The 18,871-nt window shown below is 59.5% G+C and carries 17 protein-coding genes; 1 reads left to right on the plus strand and 16 read right to left on the minus strand.

All coding sequences use genetic code 11. The annotated features are described in order from the left end of the window. Positions 1-247: 247 nt before the first annotated feature. The 16 genes from hypE to NE562_RS17610 all read right to left on the minus strand — a co-directional run bounded on the left by hypE (position 248) and on the right by NE562_RS17610 (position 15,967). Positions 248-1,231: a hydrogenase expression/formation protein HypE gene (hypE, locus tag NE562_RS17535; RefSeq protein ID WP_280963713.1), complete on the minus strand. Its 984-nt coding sequence runs from the start codon at positions 1,229-1,231 to the stop codon at positions 248-250. 2 nt (positions 1,232-1,233) lie between these two features. Beyond that, entirely contained in the window at positions 1,234-2,274 is a 1,041-nt protein-coding gene (gene hypD, locus NE562_RS17540) for a hydrogenase formation protein HypD (RefSeq protein WP_280963714.1), read from the minus strand. Further along, the gene (locus NE562_RS17545) at positions 2,267-2,488 is read right to left on the minus strand and encodes a HypC/HybG/HupF family hydrogenase formation chaperone (RefSeq protein WP_280963715.1); all 222 of its coding nucleotides are present in this window, start codon (positions 2,486-2,488) and stop codon (positions 2,267-2,269) included. The genes hypD and NE562_RS17545 overlap by 8 nt, the downstream gene beginning before the upstream one ends. Before the next feature lie 20 nt (positions 2,489-2,508). Continuing rightward, positions 2,509-4,746, minus strand: coding sequence for a carbamoyltransferase HypF (gene hypF, locus NE562_RS17550; RefSeq protein ID WP_280963716.1), 2,238 nt, complete (start codon positions 4,744-4,746; stop codon positions 2,509-2,511). Then, entirely contained in the window at positions 4,719-5,369 is a 651-nt protein-coding gene (gene hypB / locus NE562_RS17555; protein ID WP_419196016.1) for a hydrogenase nickel incorporation protein HypB, read from the minus strand. Before hypB ends, hypF begins: the two co-directional genes overlap by 28 nt. Further along, positions 5,369-5,716, minus strand: a complete 348-nt coding sequence (locus tag NE562_RS17560; protein WP_280963717.1) for a hydrogenase maturation nickel metallochaperone HypA — start codon at positions 5,714-5,716, stop codon at positions 5,369-5,371. Before NE562_RS17560 ends, hypB begins: the two co-directional genes overlap by 1 nt. Then, positions 5,667-6,044, minus strand: coding sequence for a 4Fe-4S dicluster domain-containing protein (locus tag NE562_RS17565; protein ID WP_280963718.1), 378 nt, complete (start codon positions 6,042-6,044; stop codon positions 5,667-5,669). The genes NE562_RS17560 and NE562_RS17565 overlap by 50 nt, the downstream gene beginning before the upstream one ends. A 13-nt stretch (positions 6,045-6,057) precedes the next feature. Further along, positions 6,058-7,140 (minus strand): nickel-dependent hydrogenase large subunit, encoded by a 1,083-nt coding sequence (locus NE562_RS17570; RefSeq protein ID WP_280963719.1) that lies wholly within the window; start codon positions 7,138-7,140, stop codon positions 6,058-6,060. Then, positions 7,133-7,582 (minus strand): NADH-quinone oxidoreductase subunit C, encoded by a 450-nt coding sequence (locus tag NE562_RS17575; protein ID WP_280963720.1) that lies wholly within the window; start codon positions 7,580-7,582, stop codon positions 7,133-7,135. The genes NE562_RS17570 and NE562_RS17575 overlap by 8 nt, the downstream gene beginning before the upstream one ends. Beyond that, positions 7,579-8,073, minus strand: coding sequence for an NADH-quinone oxidoreductase subunit B family protein (locus NE562_RS17580; protein ID WP_280963721.1), 495 nt, complete (start codon positions 8,071-8,073; stop codon positions 7,579-7,581). Before NE562_RS17580 ends, NE562_RS17575 begins: the two co-directional genes overlap by 4 nt. Before the next feature lie 21 nt (positions 8,074-8,094). Then, on the minus strand, positions 8,095-8,970 hold the full coding sequence (locus NE562_RS17585; protein ID WP_280963722.1) for a respiratory chain complex I subunit 1 family protein: 876 nt from the start codon (positions 8,968-8,970) through the stop codon (positions 8,095-8,097). Beyond that, positions 8,963-10,870, minus strand: a complete 1,908-nt coding sequence (locus NE562_RS17590; RefSeq protein ID WP_280963723.1) for an NADH-quinone oxidoreductase subunit L — start codon at positions 10,868-10,870, stop codon at positions 8,963-8,965. Before NE562_RS17590 ends, NE562_RS17585 begins: the two co-directional genes overlap by 8 nt. 236 nt (positions 10,871-11,106) lie before the next feature. Next, the gene (locus NE562_RS17595) at positions 11,107-12,138 is read right to left on the minus strand and encodes a LacI family DNA-binding transcriptional regulator (protein WP_280963724.1); all 1,032 of its coding nucleotides are present in this window, start codon (positions 12,136-12,138) and stop codon (positions 11,107-11,109) included. Positions 12,139-12,336: 198 nt separating this feature from the next. Next, entirely contained in the window at positions 12,337-13,311 is a 975-nt protein-coding gene (locus NE562_RS17600; RefSeq protein WP_280963725.1) for an ABC transporter permease, read from the minus strand. Then, positions 13,308-14,801, minus strand: a complete 1,494-nt coding sequence (locus NE562_RS17605) for a sugar ABC transporter ATP-binding protein (protein WP_280963726.1) — start codon at positions 14,799-14,801, stop codon at positions 13,308-13,310. The genes NE562_RS17600 and NE562_RS17605 overlap by 4 nt, the downstream gene beginning before the upstream one ends. 146 nt (positions 14,802-14,947) lie before the next feature. Beyond that, positions 14,948-15,967 carry a sugar ABC transporter substrate-binding protein gene (locus tag NE562_RS17610; RefSeq protein WP_280963727.1) on the minus strand — a complete coding sequence of 340 codons (1,020 nt, stop codon included), beginning with the start codon at positions 15,965-15,967 and terminating at the stop codon, positions 14,948-14,950. Positions 15,968-16,557: 590 nt separating this feature from the next. Here NE562_RS17610 and NE562_RS17615 point away from each other — a divergent pair. Then, positions 16,558-18,402, plus strand: a complete 1,845-nt coding sequence (locus NE562_RS17615; protein WP_280963728.1) for an eCIS core domain-containing protein — start codon at positions 16,558-16,560, stop codon at positions 18,400-18,402. The last annotated feature ends 469 nt before the right edge of the window (positions 18,403-18,871 follow it).

Below are 18,871 nucleotides of genomic sequence, written 5' to 3' on the forward strand. Positions count from 1 at the left end.
GAAGAATCTCGCGCGAATGCGCGTTCCCAGCGTAAATTCCGCGCGTTCGCGCGAGATTCTTCACTTCGTTCAGAATGACATTTGGGTATTCTTCTGTTTTGCAACAGTTTTTTTACAGCCCCTTTTTTTAGTTAGGAGTTAGGAAGTAGGAGTTAGGAGTTTAAGGTATCGGCCAAAGCCGATAATTAATAACCGCGCGACGCGCGGTACCGCAATTCCTAATTCCTAATTACTAATTCCTAACTAATTAACAGATGCGCGGCAGGCCTTCGCCGCGCAGCGAGGCGACCGCGCGGCGGCCGCCAATAGCGGTATGAAGCGTCACGCCGTTTCCCTCGCGCACGGCGCCGATGACGGCGGCTTGTCCCCCATAGGGCGAGGCCTGCACGATCTCAAGCGCGCGCAGCGCGTCCCCCTCGGGCACCGCGATCAGCAGCTTGCCCTCGTTGCCCATGGTCAGCACATCGAGCCCCAATATGCCGGTCAGCGCCCGCACGCCCGCTGAAACGGGCAGCGCGTCCTCGGTGAGCTCAATCGCGCACCCCGACGCCTCGGCCAGCTCGCAGGCGACCGTCGCCAGACCGCCGCGCGTGACGTCACGCATGGCGTGCACCTCGGCCTCGGCGGCGAACAGCGCCTCCACCATGCCGCCCAGAGGCGCGCAGTCGCTTTGCAGCTCGCTTTCCAGCCCCATCCGCGCGGACAGAATCGTCGCGTGGTGGTCGCCCAGCGTGCCGGATAGAATGAGCGCGTCGCCGGGCCGCAGGTTGGCGGCGGACACCTCGCGCTCCGCCGGACGGGCGCCCAGCCCGGTCGTATTGATATAAAGGCCGCCATTGCCCTCGATCACCTTGGTATCGCCCGCGACGATGTGCACACCGGCTTCCGCCGCCGTTCGCGCCATCGACTCAACAAGCCGCGTCAGCAGTGCGGAATCCAACCCCTCTTCCAAAATAAAGCCCGCGGTCAGGTACAAAGGCCTTGCGCCCATGCACAGCAGATCGTTCACCGTGCCGCACACCGCGAGCCGCCCGATATCGCCGCCCGCAAAGGTCAGGGGCTGCACGACAAAGCTGTCCGTCGTCATCACAAGCTCGCCCGCCGGACAGGGCAGCACGGCGGCGTCCTCCATACGGTTCAGCACTTCGTTTCCAAGTCGTTCCGCAAAAATATCGCCGATCAGCCGGGCGGTATCCGCGCCGCCCGCGCCATGGCGCAATTGAATTTTCATGGTCATTCCTTTCCCGTTATGAGACAAATGCGGCACGCGCCCTCGCCCGACACCATGCACGCGCCCACCGGATGCTCGGGCGTGCAGGCCTTTCCAAAAAGCGGGCAGTCCCGAGGCCCGATCGCGCCGGTCAGCACCTGCCCGCACCGGCAGCCCTCCGGCGCGCGGTCGGCGCTCAGTCCCCGGCTGCCCGCGTCCAGCGCGGCATAGGGGCCGCGCAGATACAGCCCGGAACCGGGCACCTGCCCCAGCCCGCGCCACAGCGCTTCGCCCGCCTCGAATACGCGCGAAACGGCGCTTCGCGCCTTTTCATTGCCCGCGGCGCGCACAAAGGCCGGATATTCGTTCCACACGCCGGCATTGCCCCGCTCCGCCTCGCGCGTCAGGCGGCACAGCGCCGCGAGCAGCAGCTCGGGCGTGAACCCGCCGACAACCATGGGCTTTTTCCACTTTTCCGCGAGCGGGCGAAACGCTTCCGCGCCCGTTACGACCGCGACGTGCCCGGGGCACAAAAACCCATCGATACCGCCCGCCCCGCACAGCGCGTCCATCGCGGCGGGCATGGTCTTGAGCGCGGTCAGCAGGCGCACGTTGGATAGGCCCCGCGACAATATGCCCTCTGCCACCGCCGCCCAGACAGGCGCGGTCGTTTCAAAGCCGACCGCCGCGAGCACGAACTGCGTATCGGGCATGCGCTCCGCAAGGGCGAGCGCCTGCTCGGGCGCGTAGAAAAAGTCAACATCCGCCCCTTCGGCCCGCGCGCCCGCGAGCGAGACCGTGCTTCCCGGCACGGCCAGCATGTCGCCGAATGACAGCACGCGCACGCCCGGCGTGCGGGCGAGCGCGACCAGTTTGTCGATATAGGCCGTCGGCGTGACGCAAACCGGACAGCCCGGCCCGGCGAGCAGTGTGATTTTTTCGCTGAGCAGACCGCGCACGCCGGAGCGGTATAGGGCGGCGGTGTGCGTGCCGCAGACCTCCATCAGCCGCAGCGGGCGGCCATGATACGTCCGCAGGTAATCCGCCAGCAACCGTTTATCCATTCGCGGCCTCTTTCAGTTCGTCAAACAGCTCGGTAAGCGTTCCTGCCTCTTCCTCGCCCATGGTTTGCAGGGCGACCCCCGCGTGGACAAGCACGTAATCACCGACGCGCGCCTCGACCATGGACACGTTGACATCGGCCATGGTACCCGCGAAATCCACCTTGGCGCGGTCGCCGTCGATTGAGACGATCCGTCCGGGAAAAGCTACACACATGTTATTTCCTCGTTTCTCAGTCAGGTTTGGCCGCCCGCGAGCAGTCCGTAATATGCCTGCCCGACGGCAAGGCCCCCGTCGCCGGGCGGCACCTCGCGATTAAACCAAACGGTATGGCCCGCCGCGGCGAGCATTTCCGTGCAGCGCGTGATAAGCAGCCGGTTCGCGAACACGCCGCCCGCGAGCGCGACCTGCTCGATCCCCGTGCGCGCGGCCATGCGCGCCACCATATCGGCGACCGCCAGATGGAAGCCGAGCGCCGCCGCGTCCGCGTCAGGCGCGCAAACCAGTGCGTGGAACAGCGGCGCGGGATCGAACACGCCGTCCGCTTCGGCAAACGCCATGGCCAGCGGACGAACGCCGCGCCGCGCCGCGCGTTCCGCCGCCGCTTCGAGCGCCCGCGCGCAGCGGCCTTGATGCGTGTTTTCCACGCAAAGGCCGAGCACGGCGGCGGCCGCGTCGAACAGCCGCCCCATGCTGGAGCTGCCAATCGTATTGACGCCGCTTTGAAGCGCCGCGCGAACGACCGGAAAACGTGCGTCCGCGCTTTCCAGCCCCGCATGCGCCAGATGGCACAAAGCGGATTTCCAGCCTTGCCGCATCGAGCCGTCGCCGCCGAGCAAGGGCACCTCGGCCAGATTGCCCGCGCGGGTATAGTCCGCGCCCTCGCACCGTAAAAACTCGCCGCCCCAAACCTTGCCGTTATCGCCATAACCCGTGCCGTCAAAGCACACGGCGAGCACCGGGCCCTTCAGCCCGTGCTCCGCCATGACGGACAAGGCGTGCGCGTGGTGGTGCTGTACCGCAAGGCGGGGCTTCTCCATCTCCTCCGCCAGCGCGGTGGTAAAATAGAGGGGGTGCTTATCGTGCACGACAAGACGCGGCTTTGCGCCCGTCAGCGCGGTCAGATCGCGCAGCGATTGCCGAACGGCCCGCTGCGTTTCGCGTTCCGCAAGGTCGCCCGGCACGGCGGCCGGGTAGTACCGCCCGCCGGAGGCAAGGCAAAACGCGGGCTCCATCTCCGCCCCAAGCGCCAGCACCTCGCCCATGGGGGCCTCCTGCGCGAGCGGCTCGGGCAGATAACCGCGCGTGCGGCGCAGCACCTGCGGCGCGCCGCCGACCACACGGGTCACCGCGTCGTCCGCCGGACGCAAAATTTCTCTCTCGTTCCAGAACAAACCCGCGATCTCGGTGTGCGCGGCAAAGTAAGCGCGCATCGCCGTGTCCCCGTATAAGATCGGCTGCCCGGCGTGGTTGCAGCTTGTGACGATGAGCGGCAGCCCCTCGGCCAGCAGCGCATACAGGCCGAAGGCGGGCAGAAAAGCGCCGAGCGGACCGTCCGTCCCCGCCGCGTCCGCGCACACCCGCGCGCGCCAATTTTGTCCCCGGCGCAGCAGCACGATGGGCCGCGCGGGCGAAAGCAAAAGCGCCCGCTCCGTCTCGTCCGTCTCGCACACGGCTTGCAGTTCGTCCATCGATGCAAACAGCACGGCAAACGGTTTTGTGGGCCGCGCTTTCAGTGCGCGCAGCGCGCGCACGGTCTTTTCGCTGTCCGCCCGGCAGACAAGGTTGTAACCCCCCGCCGCCTTGACCGCGATGATCGCCCCGCTTTTTAGCAGCGCGCGGGCGGCGCGCACCGCGTCCTCCCGCGCGGTTCGGTCGCCCGCCCGTGTTTCGCCCAATAGCTGCGGCCCGCAAGACGGGCACGAAAGCGTCTGCCCATGGCAGCGGCGGTTTTCCATATCGGCATATTCGCCCGCGCACATGGAGCACATTGCAAACGCGTCCATCGTGGTGCGCGCGCGGTCGTACGGCAAACGGCGGATGATGGTGTAACGCGGCCCGCACCCCGCGCATGAAATAAACGGATAGCGGTAGCGCGCATCCTTCTCGTTTTGCATTTCCCGCAGGCAATCCGCGCACACCGCCAGATCCGCCGGGAGCACGGGGCGCGACGGCTCGCCCGCGCTCTCCACCGCCCGAAAGAAAGAAAACCGCCGCAGAGCGACCTCCGCGGCGGTGATGCGCTCGATATGAATGGGCGGCGGGCAGGCGGCAAGGCGCCTTAAAAACGATTCGAGCGCCGCCCCTTCCGCGTTGCAGACAATCTCCGCCGCGCCGCCAAGGTTACGCACCTCGCCCTTTAGCCCCAGTTCCCGCGCGATGCGGCATACTGTAGGGCGAAAGCCCACGCCCTGTACCCGGCCCGTGACAATAAGACGGTAGGTCGTCATTTGCCCGACCGGTCCATCAGCCATGCGGCGGCCGCGTCGTATCCCTCGCCCGTGACGCCGCACACCTTGAACACCGGCGCGTTGGGGTTCAAATGGCGCACGCCCTTCATGAAAAATTCCTCATCAAAATTCAGATAGGGCGTCAGATCGATCTTGCTCAAAAGGATCGCATCCGCTTTTTCAAAGGCAAGCGGATACTTATAGGGCTTATCGCTGCCGTCCGCGACGGATACCTGCAACAGCTTGATATCCTCGCCGATGGAGAACTCCGCCGGGCACACGAGGTTTCCCACGTTTTCAACGAACAGGATGCCGGGCTCCGCGAACGTCATGGCGTGCACGGCGTTGTGCAGCAGCGGCGCGTCCAGATGGCAGGCCCCGAAGGTATTGATCTGACTGGCGGTCACGCCCTGCCCGCGCAGGCGCTCGGTATCGATATCGGATTCGATATCGCCCTCCACCACGTAGCATTTGACCGCTAACCGGCGGATCAGGTTTTCCAGCGTGGTCGTCTTGCCCGCGCCGGGCGCGCCCATCAGGTTGACGGTAAAGACGCCCTTATCGGACAAATAACCGTTTACATGCGCGGCAATGTGGTCGTTTTCCGCACGGATGTCCGTCATGACGTCCTTTTTTACCATATGCATCAGTCATCTACCTCCAGCTCGACGCTTTTGACGTAAAATTCTTTGCCGATCCCGGTCGGCGTGCCGTCTCCCCCGCAGGCGGGACAGGCAAAGGAAAAGGGCTTGCGCTCGAAATACGCGCCGCAGGCCCCGCACTTCAGCTTGGGCCGCACGCGCTCGATGTGGAGCGCCGCGCCCGCGCAGGGCGTATCTTCCGAAATGATATCGAAGTACATTTGGATCGATTCCCCGATAAAGCCGGAATCGTCCCCCACGACCAGATCGATCCCGGTCACGCGGCCATGCGCTTTATCGGCCTCAGCCGTCGCGATCTGAACGATCCTCTGAGTGATCGGGTACTCGTGCATGGAAAACCTCCTCGGTTTTAACGGGCGCGGGGGCGGTATACTGCACCTCCATATGCAGGCACTTTTTAGGACAATTATCGACACAGCAGGCACATTGAACGCAGGAGAAGGGGTTGATCGTCCACGTTTTTTGCGCGCGGTCGACGGTGATCGCGTCCGCCGGGCACTTGCGCATGCACATGCCGCAGTAGATGCAATCGTCTATTTCGATCGCGACCTTGCCGCGCGTTTTATCCGGATACTCGCGCGGGGTGACCGGGTACGACGTGGTCGCGGGCTTTTGAAACAGGCTCGCCAATACCGTGCGGGCGAAATGTAAATATGCCATAATCGGTGCCCCCTTAGCGTTCCGTACAGCTGATGCATGGGTCGATCGTCAGGATCAGCATCGGCACGTCGGCAAAGTCGCAGTTTTCCAGCGTTTTAACCAACGCGGGAATATTGATGTTGGTGGGCGTGCGCACGCGCACGCGGTCAAGGAACTTGGAGCCGTTGCCCTTGGCGTAATACAGCGCTTCGCCGCGCGGCTGCTCCAGCCGGGCAAAGAACTCGCCCTGCGGGTTGCCCTTTACCGGCACGGCGATATCGCCCTCCGGCATTTTATCGATCGCCTCGCGGATCATGCGCATGGACGAAAAAATCTCGCGGATACGCACGTCGCAGCGGGCGTAGCAATCGCCCTCCGTGGCGAGACAGGGCTTAAAGGCCAGCTCGTGGTACGCGCCGTCGTGCTCGACCGCGCGCAAATCCATCGCAATGCCGCTGGCGCGGGCCACCGGGCCGACGCAGCACAGCTCCGCCGCGTCCTCGCGGCTGAGTAGCCCCACGCCGCGCAAACGGCCGTTCACGGTCGGGTCCTCCAAAAACACGTCGGTGATGCGGCGCACCTCGGCCTCCATATCGTGCAGGCGCTGCGCGATACCGTTCAGCTCGCTGTTTTCAATATCGCGGCGCACGCCGCCTATTTTGCAGACGGAAAAGATGATGCGGCCGCCGGTCGTCTGTTCAAAAATATCGAGGATCTGCTCGCGCAAGCGCCAAGCGTGCATAAACAGGCTTTCAAAGCCCATGCCGTCCGCCAGCAGGCCCAGCCACAGCAGATGGCTGTGGATACGGGAAAGCTCGTGCCAGATGGTGCGCAGGTATTTGCCGCGGCGCGGCACATCCACGCCCATCATGCCTTCCACGGCCTTGCAGTAGCCCCAGCCGTGCCCAAAGGAGCAGATGCCGCAAATACGCTCGGCCACGTAGACATATTCGGTGAACTCGCGCTTTTCCACCAGCTTTTCCAAACCGCGATGGATGTAGCCGATGGACGGGATGGCGCGAACGACCTTTTCATCCTCCAGCTCCAAATCCAGATGGATCGGTTCGGGCAGCACCGGATGCTGCGGCCCGAACGGAATGACGGTGCGCTTACCCATGCTGCTCGCCCCCTTCCGTTTTCTCCGTGGTATTTGCCGCCTGCGGCGCGGGCGCGGCGGGCTTTGCCGCCGGCTTGGGCGGCGCCTTGTGCTGCGGCGGCAGCGCGCGCCACGGCGTTTTTTTCGCCAGCCGGTAAAAGCTTCCGCCGTAGTCCACTTCATCCGCGATATGGCGGATCTGCACGCCGAACAGGTCGCGCATTTCGTTTTCGTAGATGAAAGCGGGCCAGTACAGGCTGGTGATGCTGATTACGGGCGTGGTTTCGCCCACGGTCAGCCGCAGGTGATACATATTATATGCCCGGTCAAAGGTATAGGTCAGTTCATAGCCCTCGGGCACGCGGGTGCAGCAAATCTGCACCAGACGGCAGCCCTCGTCGTGCAGGCTGTGCACGCGGTCAAGCAAGTCGGCCGCTTTGATTTGAATGATCTGCTGTTTCACGGCGCTTCCTCCTCACCCGGCAAGAGCGGCAGACTGTCGCGATCCTCGAGCTCGTCCTCGCGGCCTTCCTTCAGGGCCCTTCGTTTTTCTTCCAAAATATCCAGCGCGCGCACCACGCCGTCGATAATGGCCTCGGGCCGGGCGGCGCAGCCGGGCACGTACACATCCACGGGCACGGCCTTATCCGCGCCGCCGAGGATGTTATAGCATTCGCGGAAAATGCCGCCCGAGTTGGCGCAAATACCCACCGCGACCACGACCTTGGGCTCCGGCATCTGCGAATAGATTTGACGGATCACGGGCAGGTTCTGCGCGTTGACCGAGCCGGTGAGCAAAAACACATCCGCGTGCTTGGGGTTGCCGGTGTTGACGATGCCGAACCGCTCGATATCGTACAGCGGGGTCAGGCAGGCGAGCACCTCAATGTCGCAGCCGTTACAGCTTGAGCCGTCATAATGGATGATCCACGGCGATTTCTTCATAAAAGACATATTGAACGAGCCCCTCCCCTCTTACCGAATCGTCATCAATACCAGCAGGTTGACAAAGCCGGCCACGAGCGAAACGCCCCAAGTGGCAGCCAGCGCGTGCTGCCATTTGACGCGCGCGCAGCAGTTGTCAATCAAGATTTCCAAAACAAAGACCACGGCGCACATGGCAATGCCCAGAAGGGGCGAAAGCCGCGCCGACCATACAAAGAATAAGTAGACAAAGCCCAGCAAAAAGATATTTTCATACCAGTGCGCGACCTCGACCATGGCGAGCGTTTTGCCGGAAAATTCGGTCACGATGCCCTTGACCAGCTCCTGATGCGCGTGGTGCGACATCGAAAGGTCAAACGGCGATTTGCGGAACTTGATGGTCAGGATGAAGCAAAGGCCGACGAACACGCCCGGCAGGTAGACGATCGCCGCGCGCTCATCGCTGATGATCTCGGACAGGTTGAACGTGCCGAAGGCAAGGTAAAAGCCGATCGCCGTCATCAAAAGCATGGGCTCGTAGGCCATGGTTTGCAGCAGCTCGCGTTCCGCGCCCAGCTGGCTGTACGGCGAGTTGGACGAATACGCGGCCACGATCAGGCACACGCTCGCGAGCGTCAGCGTGAAAACGACGAGCAGAATATCGCCATGGGTAAAGAAGAAAATACCGCTGATGACAACGAACAACAGAAAGCCCGCGACGTAAAAATCCTGCACGCCGTTGACCGAAATGCCCTGCTTGCTGCAAAGCTTGAAAACATCGTAAAAGGGCTGCAAAAGCGGCGGGCCCTTACGGCGCTGCATCCGGGCCGACAGCTTACGGTCAATCCCGGCGAGCAAGCCGCCGATGATGGGCGCGAGCACCAGATAGCCCGCGCCGCCCAGAATGATGGGCAATAGCTCAGACATGCAGCACACCCCCCAACAGCTCCGAGAAGGACAGAATGATGATGACAATGTTGACGATGCTGCCGCCCAGCAGCATCCACCGCTCGCTGAACAGCGTTTCCATATACCAGTTGCGCAGCGAGACCGGCACCGGAATATCCATCGAACCGCGGAAGGTCAGATCATCGCCCATGTTTTCACCCGCAAGGTTGACGTGCACCAGCTTTTTGTTGCTGCGGCCAAAGGCCAGAAGCGGCAAAACGACCAGCAGCACCACCATAAAGGACATGATGAGCATGTTGCCCTGACTGATCACCTCGCCCGGCACGCGGGCAAAATGGATGACCAGATAATCCGCGACTAAATTCTTCGCAATGATCGGGAAGCCGACGCAGACCAGCACGGTGACGGCCGCCAGCCCCTTGAGGACGAACCACTCCTCTTTATGTACGGTTCTTTCGATGCTGCGCTTGCCCGCGACGATGGCCGTCACCTTGCCCAGCCACTTGGTCCAGAAAAAGAAGGTGGCGGAGGAGCCGAACACGAGGATCAGCATCAGCATCGCGTGGCCCGAATCGATAAACGCCTTCATGGCCGCCCATTTGGAAATCAGCATGCCGAAGGGCGCGAGGAACATGCCGCAGATGCCGATGGACATACAGACCGCAAGCTGCGGCATTTCGCCGAACAAGCCGTCGAAATCCTCGATATCGCGGCTGCCGACGTGGTGCTCCGCCGTGCCGACGGAAAGGAACATCAAGCTCTTGGCGACCGCGTGGAAAATGACCAGCATGATCGCCGTCCACGCCGCTTCAAACGTGCCGATGCCCGCGCAGCAGACGATCAGCCCCAGATTGGAGATCGTCGAATACGCCAGCACCTTTTTGCCGTTCGATTGCGAAATCGCGGCAAAGGATGCGAACAGGAAGGTGACGCCGCCCGTCATCATGGCGAGCAGACCGGCGGGGCTGTCGCCCAGCGCGGGCGACAGCTTGATGATGAGGAACACGCCCGCCTTGACCATGGTGGAGGAATGCAAAAGCGCCGAGGTCGGCGTGGGCGCGACCATCGCGCCGAGCAGCCATTTGGAAAACGGCATCTGCGCCGCCTTGGTCAGGCCCGCGAACACCAAAAGCGCGGTCGGCACGACGACGTCGATGCCGCTTTGCGTCAGCCCGACGATCTGTCTCAAGCCGATCAGCTGCTGGGTCAGCCCCAGCCAGACGATGGCCACCGCGAACGCGAGGCCGCCGAGCAGATTGAGCGACAGCGCGCAAAACGAATTTTTCTGCGCTTCTTTCGTGCCGGTATAACCGATCAGCAGGAAGGAGGAAAAGCTCGTGATCTCCCAGCAGAAATACATCATCATCAGGTTGTTGGACAGGACCAGCCCGAACATCGCCGCCAAAAACAGATACAGCACAAAGAAAAACACCGGCCGTTTATCCATCAGCGATTTGTCGTGGTGCTGAAAATCCTTCATGTAGCCGAGCGCGTACACCGTGATCGCGCTGCCGACCAGACCGATGATCAATATCATCAGAATGCCGAGCTTGTCGATCATCAGGTCGAAGCCCGCGTAAACGTGGTGCCCGTGCTTCAGCTCGAACCAAACGATCAGCGCGGTCTGCGCAACGCTTAAAAGCGCCGTGAACCAGCGCCGCGCCCGCAGGCACAGATACACGATCAGCACGCACATCGCGATCTCCGCGATCAGCAGCACGGTAGAAAACACCTCGCTGCCGATGTTGAAGAACGTGGGCATCGTTTTGAAATACATCACGCTGACGACGACCGACAAAATCGCCGTGATAGCGGCCGCTACTTTTACGACCCTGTCGCGCGCGGCGTCGTGCCGGATAAACAGCATGGCGAACGCCGTCAGCAGTGGGAAGCCGACCAAGATCCCCAATATGGCCATAGCTTCCGCCTCCTTTCCAAATTACCCTTACCCTTGATTCGTTGCACTCTATGCAACGTAGATGTTTTTATTATACAACTTCCATTTTGCAATAGCCAGCCATTTATTGCAATCTGACAAAAAAGGAAAAGAACCACTATGCTTTCTTGCGGGCCGCGCGCAAAAGAAGCCTGCCGCTTACAAAAGCGGCAGGCACACGGCTATGTATTCAAATTTTGCAATGGACGCGTCCGCCTTTACCAGACGATCTCCCCGTCCCGGGGCGCGGCGACCGTGTCCCGCTCAACCAGCGTGACGCCGACGCTGGTTTTCGCGATGCAGCGGTCCCCTGTTTCCATCATGTCGATCAGCCGCTTGGCCGCGATCTCGCCCATTTCGCGTTTGAAAATATGGATCGTCGTCAGCGCCGGTTCAATCACCGAGCCGATCAGCGAGTCGTCAAAACCGACCAGCGACACATCCGCCGGCACGCGCAGCCCGCACCGCTGGAACGCGCGCAGCGCGCCCGTCGCCATCACATCGTTATCCGCGAAAAACGCGGTTGGCAGGCTCGGCCGCCCCGCAAGGTAGCGGCACACATCCTCGCACGCGCCGTTTACCACGGGCTCGATGCGGACGACGTCCTCCTCCCGCATTTTCAGCCCCAGCGTATGCATGGCTTGATAAACGCCCGCGCACCGCTCTTTTAAGCTGCCCGTGCGGATGGAGCCCTTTAAATAGCCGATCCGCCGGTGTCCCTTGTCATATAAATGACGCAGCGCGAGACGCGCCCCTTCGATATTCGCCATATCCACGGAGTTAATCGGATAATTGCGGAAGCAGTTGTCCACCGCGACGACCGGGAACTCCAGATCGGCCAGCACGCCGTACCGTTCCGCGTCAAACTCAGTGCCGAGAAAGATCACGCCCACGATATTTTCATATCGCAGGCCGCCCAGCACGGTCTCAAAATCGCTGTCGTCCACATTGACCACGCTCATCGTATATTTGCAGCGGCGCAGCGCGGCGTCCACGCCCTCCATCACCTGTGTGATAAAATCATCGTTGCGCTCGACAAAGTTGCCGGTCGCGCGGTAGCGGATAAACTTCACCGTGCCCTTTGGCTGGCTCCCCGCCCCGTCCGCGTCGCGTATGGTAAAGCCGTTTTCCAGAAGCAGCGCCGTGATCCGTTCGCGCTTTTCCGAGCCAACACCCGCTTTTCCGTTTAGGACGATCGATACGGTCGAAGGGGAAACGCCTGCAAGCCGGGCAATTTCCTTTACTGTCATGGCAACGCATCCTCTCAACTTTCAAACAGTCCGGAAGGCCACTGGCGACGCCTGTAACCGTACCCTGATACCCCGAATTCTGCCTTTACTTAATATAATACGGTAATTTTGGTACCCTGTCAATTAGATGGCAAAACATGGGGTATAAAAAACGGGCGGGTGTTTGATCGGCAAACATCCGCCCTGTTTCCTGTGCGCTTACTTGCTGTTTTTGTTCTTGCGGGTCTCCAGCAATACGGCGAACAGGATCACCGCGCCCTTTACGATATACTGCGCGTACGAATCGACGCCGAGCATGTTCATGCCGTTCATCAAAACGCCGATGATAAGCGCGCCCACCAGCGTGCCGACCATGGTGCCGGAACCGCCCGATAGCGAGGTGCCGCCGACCACGACGGCCGCGATCGCATCCATTTCAAATTTATCGCCCATGGAGGGCTGCGCCGAGTTCAGGCGGCCGATCAAGATCAGGCAGGCCAGCGCGGAAGTGACGCCGCTGATGATATAGGGCATCATCTTATACCGCCGCACATTAACGCCGGAAAGCTTGGTGCATTCCTCGTTGCCGCCGATCGCATAGACATAGCGGCCGAGCGTGGTCTTGTTCAGAAGGAACCAGCCGGCCGCAAAGACGATCACCGTCAGAATGACCGGGTTTGGAATGCCGAGCACGCGGCCCCGGCCGATCCCGCCGATAAAAGCGCCCACCTCCGGAATCGGCGTGCCGTCGCAGAAGATGTATACGATGCCGCGCGCCGCGGTCATGGTGACAAGCGTTTGGATAAAGGGTGGCACATCGAAAAACGCGATCAGCACGCCGTTGAACAGCCCAAGGAGCAGGCCGGTGACCAGCGCGACCACGGCGGCCAGAACGGAAGAACCCGTGCCGTTGAACGTAGCGGCCGCGAAAGCGCCGCACAGCGCCAGGCCGGAACCGACCGAAAGATCGATGCCGCCGGTCAAAATCACAAAGGTAACGCCCACCGCGATGATGCCGTTGGTGGATACCGTACGCAAAATGGTCAGAAAGTTGGAGGCGGAAAAGAACGATTCCGCAAAGACCGAAAGCAGCAGCACCATGATGATCAGGGCGCAGATCACGCCGAACTCGCGTATTTCAAAAAGCCTTTTCAGGGCGCTCTTTTTCTCCGCGCCCGCGGTGTTCTGTTTCATGATACCCCTCCCATTGCATAGCTCATAATGGTCTCCTGCGCGAAATCCTTGCGGTCGAGCGTGCCCGTGATCCGCCCCTCGCATAGGATCACCGCGCGGTCGCTCACCGCCATCACCTCTTCCATTTCGGAGGAGATCATGATGATGGCCTTGCCTTTTTTCGCGATCTCGCCCATGATGGCGTAGATTTCCGACTTGGCGCCCACGTCGATACCGCGCGTCGGTTCGTCCAGAATGATCACGTCCGCGTCCAGATTCAGCCACTTGGCAAGCACGACCTTTTGCTGGTTGCCGCCGGAAAGGAATTTTACTTTTTGATGGATGGAGGGCGTTTTGATCCGCAGATCGTTCACGTATTTGTCCACGATGCCCAGCTCCTTCGCCCCACGGATCACCCCGCCCCGCTGGAGCGGGCGCAGACCCGGCAGCGTGATGTTCTCCTTAACCGACATCAGTGGAACAAACCCCTGCTCCTTGCGGTCCTCGGTTAAAAAGGCGATGCCGTGGCGGATCGCATCCGCCGGTTTTTTAATGCTGACCGGCTTACCGCCGATATAAATCTCCCCCGCGTCGCGCGGGTCGACCCCGAAGATCGCGCGCACGGTCTCGGTACGGCCCGCGCCGACCAGTCCGGTCAGCGCCAGTATTTCGCCCCGGCGAACGGTAAATGAAATATCGTGCAGCATGTCCGTGTTCAGGTTTTTCACCTCGAACAACGTCTCGCCGATCTCCACTTTCGTTTTCGGGAACAGATCGTTCAGCACGCGGCCCGCCATCATCGTGATCATCGTATCGCGGTCGAGCCTCGCCACATCGTCCGTACCGATATAGCAGCCGTCCCTGAGAATGCTCGCGCGGTCGCAGATCGCGGGAATCTCCTCCAAGCGGTGGGATATGTAGATAACCGACCGTCCCTCCGCCTTCAGGCCGCGAATGATGCGGAACAGCTCGTTTATTTCCACAGTGGTCAGCGGGGCCGTCGGCTCGTCCATGATGATGATGTTTGCGCCAAAGGAGAGCGCTTTGCCGATCTCTATCATCTGCCGGCGGGCAACGCTCAGTTTTTTGACCGGCGTGCGGATATCCAGATGCAGACCCAAGCTGTCCATGATTTGTTGCGTATCCAGATAAAGCTTTTTCTTATCGATCACATTGCCGAATCGTTTGGGTTCGCGGCCTAGAAAGATATTTTGCGCGGCGTCCATTTCACCGATCAGGTTGAGCTCCTGATGGATGATGCTGACGCCCAGACGGCGGGCGTCCGTTATGCTTTTCATTTCAGCCTTTTTACCGGCTATGACGATTTCCCCCGCGGTTGGCTGCACAATGCCGCTGAGCACCTTCATCAGCGTCGATTTACCCGCGCCGTTCTCGCCGAGCAGGGCGAGCACCTCGCCGCGCCGCAGGTCGATGCTGACATCGTTCAGCGCGGTAACGCCCGGATAAACCTTGGTGATGTGCTTCATTTCCAGAATAATATCCTGATCCATAGGTCTCCCCTTATCTTTGTGATGCGGTACGGCTCCGGCGAAAGGAGCCGCGTGATGGGAAAGCCGGGCGGGGCTCTCTTTCGCCGAAGCCCCGCCCAAGCTTTCACAGAAGGAAGAAGAGAAAGAAGAATGCTGTTTGATCCGTCCTACTCGTTCGCGTGCTTGGCGATGATTTCGTCCACATTGGAGGAATCGACCAGTTCCACATCGAACACCGTGGCCTTATCCACGCTTTCGCCCTTCGCGGCCTTGATGCAGGTCTCCACCGCGATATAGCCCATGGTATAGGGCGCGTGGTCGATCGTGGCGAGCATGCGGCCGTCCTTGACCGCTTGCAAGCCGTCCGAATTGCCGTCAAAACCGGTCACCAGAATGCCTTCGCGGCCCGCGCCCTCGATCGAGGAGATCGCGCCCAAAGCCAGCTCGTCGTTGCAGCAGATCACCGCGTCGATATTATCGAACTTCTGCAGCATGTCGTCCATGTTTTGCAGGCCTTCCTCGCGCTTGTCGCCGACGTTTTTGGCGAATAGGATATTGACATCGCTGTTGTTATCGAGTACGGTATGGAAGCCCTTGGCGCGCTGTGTCGTCGCTTCCGCGCCGGGCAGGCCCTCAAATATAATGATATTTTTCTTGCCCTGCTTTTTCATCTCGTCTACCAGATACTGGGCAATGCGTTCGCCGCTTTTTTCGTTATCGATGCCCACGTGGGATAGGACGATATCCTCCGCGCCCGTGATGCGGGAATCCTCGGTGAGTATCTTAAAGCCCTGATCGTTCGCATCCTGCACGGTGGGCAGCAGCGCGGTCGAGTCGAGCGCATCGATCAGGATCGCATCCACCTTCTGCTGCATAAAGGATTCCACATCGGTCATCTGCTTTTGCGAATCCAGCTGCGCGTCGGTAATGATGATCTCCGCGCCAAACTCCTCGGCGGCCTTGGCCGCGCCGTTTTTCACCGATACGACGAAGGGGTTGTTGACCGTCTTGAGAGAAAAACCGATTTTTACCTTCCCTTCCGCCGAGGGGGTGTTTTCCGCGGGCGCCGCGCCGGACTGCGCATCCGGATCGGACGACGCGGCGGGCGCGGGTTCGGAGCCGCACGCGGTCAGGGTACCAACCAACATGGCGGCCGTCAGCAGCGATGCAAATAATCTCTTTTTCATTTTTCTGCTCCTCTCAAATCAAAGACTAGAAGATTTTCTGTATGGTCCTTCCCTTTTTCGCAGGCGGAAATCTTCGTTTTCTTTTTACGGATGCAATGCTCAGCTCCTTCCTTCGCCTATTCGGGTGCGTTCCCCCGGCCCGCCTGCTTCGCTGTTTATGCCTACCGATCTACTGTTTCGGTTTTGTTGAGATTATTAAATCACACCCCCGAATTTGTGTCAATCGTTTTCTAAATTATCAAGTAATATTTAGTAGATTTATAGAAATTTGAATCGTGTCATTTAGTGATTATGTATTATTTTTATGTGTGCTCTTTTGCAATAATTGTGAATAAATTATCATTTTATTAGAAATATGGAGTACTGCACGTTTAGTTTTTCCTTTATCGCAACAAACGGCTTGTATGTTTTCTATTTCATCCATTTGTTTTTTGCCGCGATTATTTACTAAATAATTTGCTATTATTTTGTAAATTGTCTTTCTTATGTTGTTTCTTTTATGCTCTTGCTATTTGTCGGATTTTGGAATATAGTAAGGCTATCAGATATCTTGGCCATTTTTGCCCCACCCCGAAAAAGGAGGCGCGCCTATGCTGTCCGCAGAAAAAAAGACCGTGCCCAAAACAGCAGAAAAAAGACCGGCGCCAAACAGCACCGGCATACCCACCGCAATGAAGCGGCGTTTCGAGACTGCGTCCGGCTTTTCGCTGGACGATGTGCGTATCCATTACCATTCCGAAATGCCCGGCCGAATCGGCGCCTTGGCCTATACGCAGGGCACGCAGGTGCATATCGCCCCCGGGCAGGAGCGCCACCTGCCGCACGAACTGGGCCATGTGGTGCAGCAAAAGCAAGGTCTGGTGCGGCCGACCGCGCGCCTTGGCGGTATGCCCGCGAACCTAGACCCTGCGTTGGAACGGTCGGCCAGCGGAATCGGCTCGCTTGCGCCTTCCTCCCCTATGCCGCGCGCCGTTTCCGCGCCCGCTGTGGTGCAGTGCGCGCTTTCCGCGGCGGTATCGCTACGGCATAAGGGGCTAGATCCCAACGCTCCGATCAGTCCAGACGAAATGATTGTGGAGACCATAAAGCTGGACGGCCGCTCACCGACAAATCTATTATCTCCCGATGAAAATGCCACGCAGGGCGACCATACGATCGCGGATGCGCTCATGAAGAAATATCAAAAAGTCATGGTGCGGGAAATGCCGGTGCCGGCGGCAGCGCACTTCTATCAAAACCTTTTAAACGAGGTGAAGCTCGACAACGAGCCCGTTGAAACGGCGGACTACCGGGCGCACGTATCCGTTTCTATTGCGAAGCAAGGTTTAGAGAAGCTTCAAAATTTATCAGGCCCCATGCCGGAGCGCCATATGCGCAAGATGCTTATCTCCGTGATTCGGGATTTTAACGACGCCTATGCCAGCAGCGTCACCGCCACGCAGGGCGTGGGCACCGGAGGACATGGCGAAGCCATGGGTATGGATGAACTGCGAAGGCTCCATTCGCAAAACCAAACCGTCTCCGCCGGACTGTATTCGCTGATCGATATGGAGTCGCTCTATTCCGCTGCTTCTTCTTTGGAATCAGACTTTGCAGCTCCCATAGAAGGTACGGTCAATTCAGTCATAGCACGTTTTGTGTCCATTCTTTCCGAAATGCGCGGCTATAAGGTAGCAGGATGGCAGGAAGCGCGTCAGCAAAACGCCCTGTTTCAAGGTGAGACTGATATGTCCGCACTGCGAATTGCAGAAGCCAATTCATCCGAGTTAACGGTGGATGCTGTGAAGCAGCAGTGGAGCGCCGTATTTATAGAACGTAACGCGCAACAGGTCATAGGGCTGCACAAGTTGTTCCAACTATATCTTGCCAAGTGGGAATTGCTCAAGCAGGCTCCCCCGCCGGATATCCATCTATTTATCCAAACAGCCTGTAATCATCTCATCCAAAAGGCCGACCGTATTATATGCAAAACACCTTCCCTGCTTCAAGACTCCTGTAAGGAGCCTACAGCGAAAGCGCTGCATATCGTCGAATTAATACATACCTTCACGCAGAAGGCTCTCTCATTACAGGGAGAGCAATGTCTGCAAGCGTTCGATGAAATCATGAATCAGCTCGCCGCGGACCTACAAGTGGATGTAACAGAGATTAGTAAGCTGATCACGGAATACAGCGGCCAAACCGCACCCGACCTAATGTCGCAGCATTTTACCCCCAGCGAAAGTCAAATCATGGGCGTCCTCCATACAAACTTTGATCAACCATGCACATATGACGTTCTGATCGAAGCTATTCAGGATACCGCCAAAAAGCCCAGCCACGAAACGGTGGTACGCCTGATCGGCAATATCCGCAAAAAGCTTCCGCCGCAGCATACCATCATTACGCTCCCCCGCATTGGCTATCAGCTTACCAATCATACGGATGAATCGTAAGCTACATACTGCATACTATACAAACCATTTGCCATGGAGCCGTACCGGGTGCCTAGGGATTTAATGGACTGGCCCTCCAGAGGGGCTTCTCGCCGCTTACAGCGGCTCACCTTCTGCCTCCGCTCGGCCGAATCGGCCTGCCGGGCGCGCCCATCTTTGCTGGCGCTTCGCTTTCGGCGGGCTTGGGTCAGTCCGCCCTACTCGACAGGCGGGCGAGCGCTGATGTTGTGGGCGTCGCGCCCCATCCATGTCATTCCAATAAGGCCGGGCAAGGCAAAACGGTATTGCAATCACTGACAATGTAGGGCGCGACGCCCTCGGCGCGCCGAGGCGTCGCGCCCTACTAGCTCGGTGATTCCCCTGTTTTCCTATGCGTTTCCCTTAGACGCGAATCTCCAACTAAAACCGAGGGCTGCGACGAAACGCATAGGAAAACAGGGGAATCACCGCGCTATTAGGGCGCGCCGCG

It is taken from the genome of Butyricicoccus faecihominis (assembly GCF_024462775.1).
GTDB lineage: Bacteria > Bacillota > Clostridia > Oscillospirales > Butyricicoccaceae > Agathobaculum > Agathobaculum faecihominis_A.

Bases quoted from the DNA above. Each gene is read 5' to 3' on its own strand.
- NE562_RS17600 (WP_280963725.1), bottom strand. From the start codon at position 13,311: ATGAAACAGAACACCGCGGGCGCGGAGAAAAAGAGCGCCCTGAAAAGG.
- NE562_RS17610 (WP_280963727.1), bottom strand. From the start codon at position 15,967: ATGAAAAAGAGATTATTTGCATCGCTGCTGACGGCCGCCATGTTGGTT.
- NE562_RS17615 (WP_280963728.1), top strand. From the start codon at position 16,558: ATGCTGTCCGCAGAAAAAAAGACCGTGCCCAAAACAGCAGAAAAAAGA.
- NE562_RS17570 (WP_280963719.1), bottom strand. From the start codon at position 7,140: ATGGGTAAGCGCACCGTCATTCCGTTCGGGCCGCAGCATCCGGTGCTG.
- NE562_RS17580 (WP_280963721.1), bottom strand. From the start codon at position 8,073: ATGTCTTTTATGAAGAAATCGCCGTGGATCATCCATTATGACGGCTCA.
- NE562_RS17565 (WP_280963718.1), bottom strand. From the start codon at position 6,044: ATGGCATATTTACATTTCGCCCGCACGGTATTGGCGAGCCTGTTTCAA.
- NE562_RS17585 (WP_280963722.1), bottom strand. From the start codon at position 8,970: ATGTCTGAGCTATTGCCCATCATTCTGGGCGGCGCGGGCTATCTGGTG.
- hypD (WP_280963714.1), bottom strand. From the start codon at position 2,274: ATGGATAAACGGTTGCTGGCGGATTACCTGCGGACGTATCATGGCCGC.
- NE562_RS17605 (WP_280963726.1), bottom strand. From the start codon at position 14,801: ATGGATCAGGATATTATTCTGGAAATGAAGCACATCACCAAGGTTTAT.
- NE562_RS17560 (WP_280963717.1), bottom strand. From the start codon at position 5,716: ATGCACGAGTACCCGATCACTCAGAGGATCGTTCAGATCGCGACGGCT.
- NE562_RS17595 (WP_280963724.1), bottom strand. From the start codon at position 12,138: ATGACAGTAAAGGAAATTGCCCGGCTTGCAGGCGTTTCCCCTTCGACC.
- hypE (WP_280963713.1), bottom strand. From the start codon at position 1,231: ATGAAAATTCAATTGCGCCATGGCGCGGGCGGCGCGGATACCGCCCGG.
- NE562_RS17545 (WP_280963715.1), bottom strand. From the start codon at position 2,488: ATGTGTGTAGCTTTTCCCGGACGGATCGTCTCAATCGACGGCGACCGC.
- hypF (WP_280963716.1), bottom strand. From the start codon at position 4,746: ATGGCTGATGGACCGGTCGGGCAAATGACGACCTACCGTCTTATTGTC.
- NE562_RS17590 (WP_280963723.1), bottom strand. From the start codon at position 10,870: ATGGCCATATTGGGGATCTTGGTCGGCTTCCCACTGCTGACGGCGTTC.
- hypB (WP_419196016.1), bottom strand. From the start codon at position 5,369: ATGCATATGGTAAAAAAGGACGTCATGACGGACATCCGTGCGGAAAAC.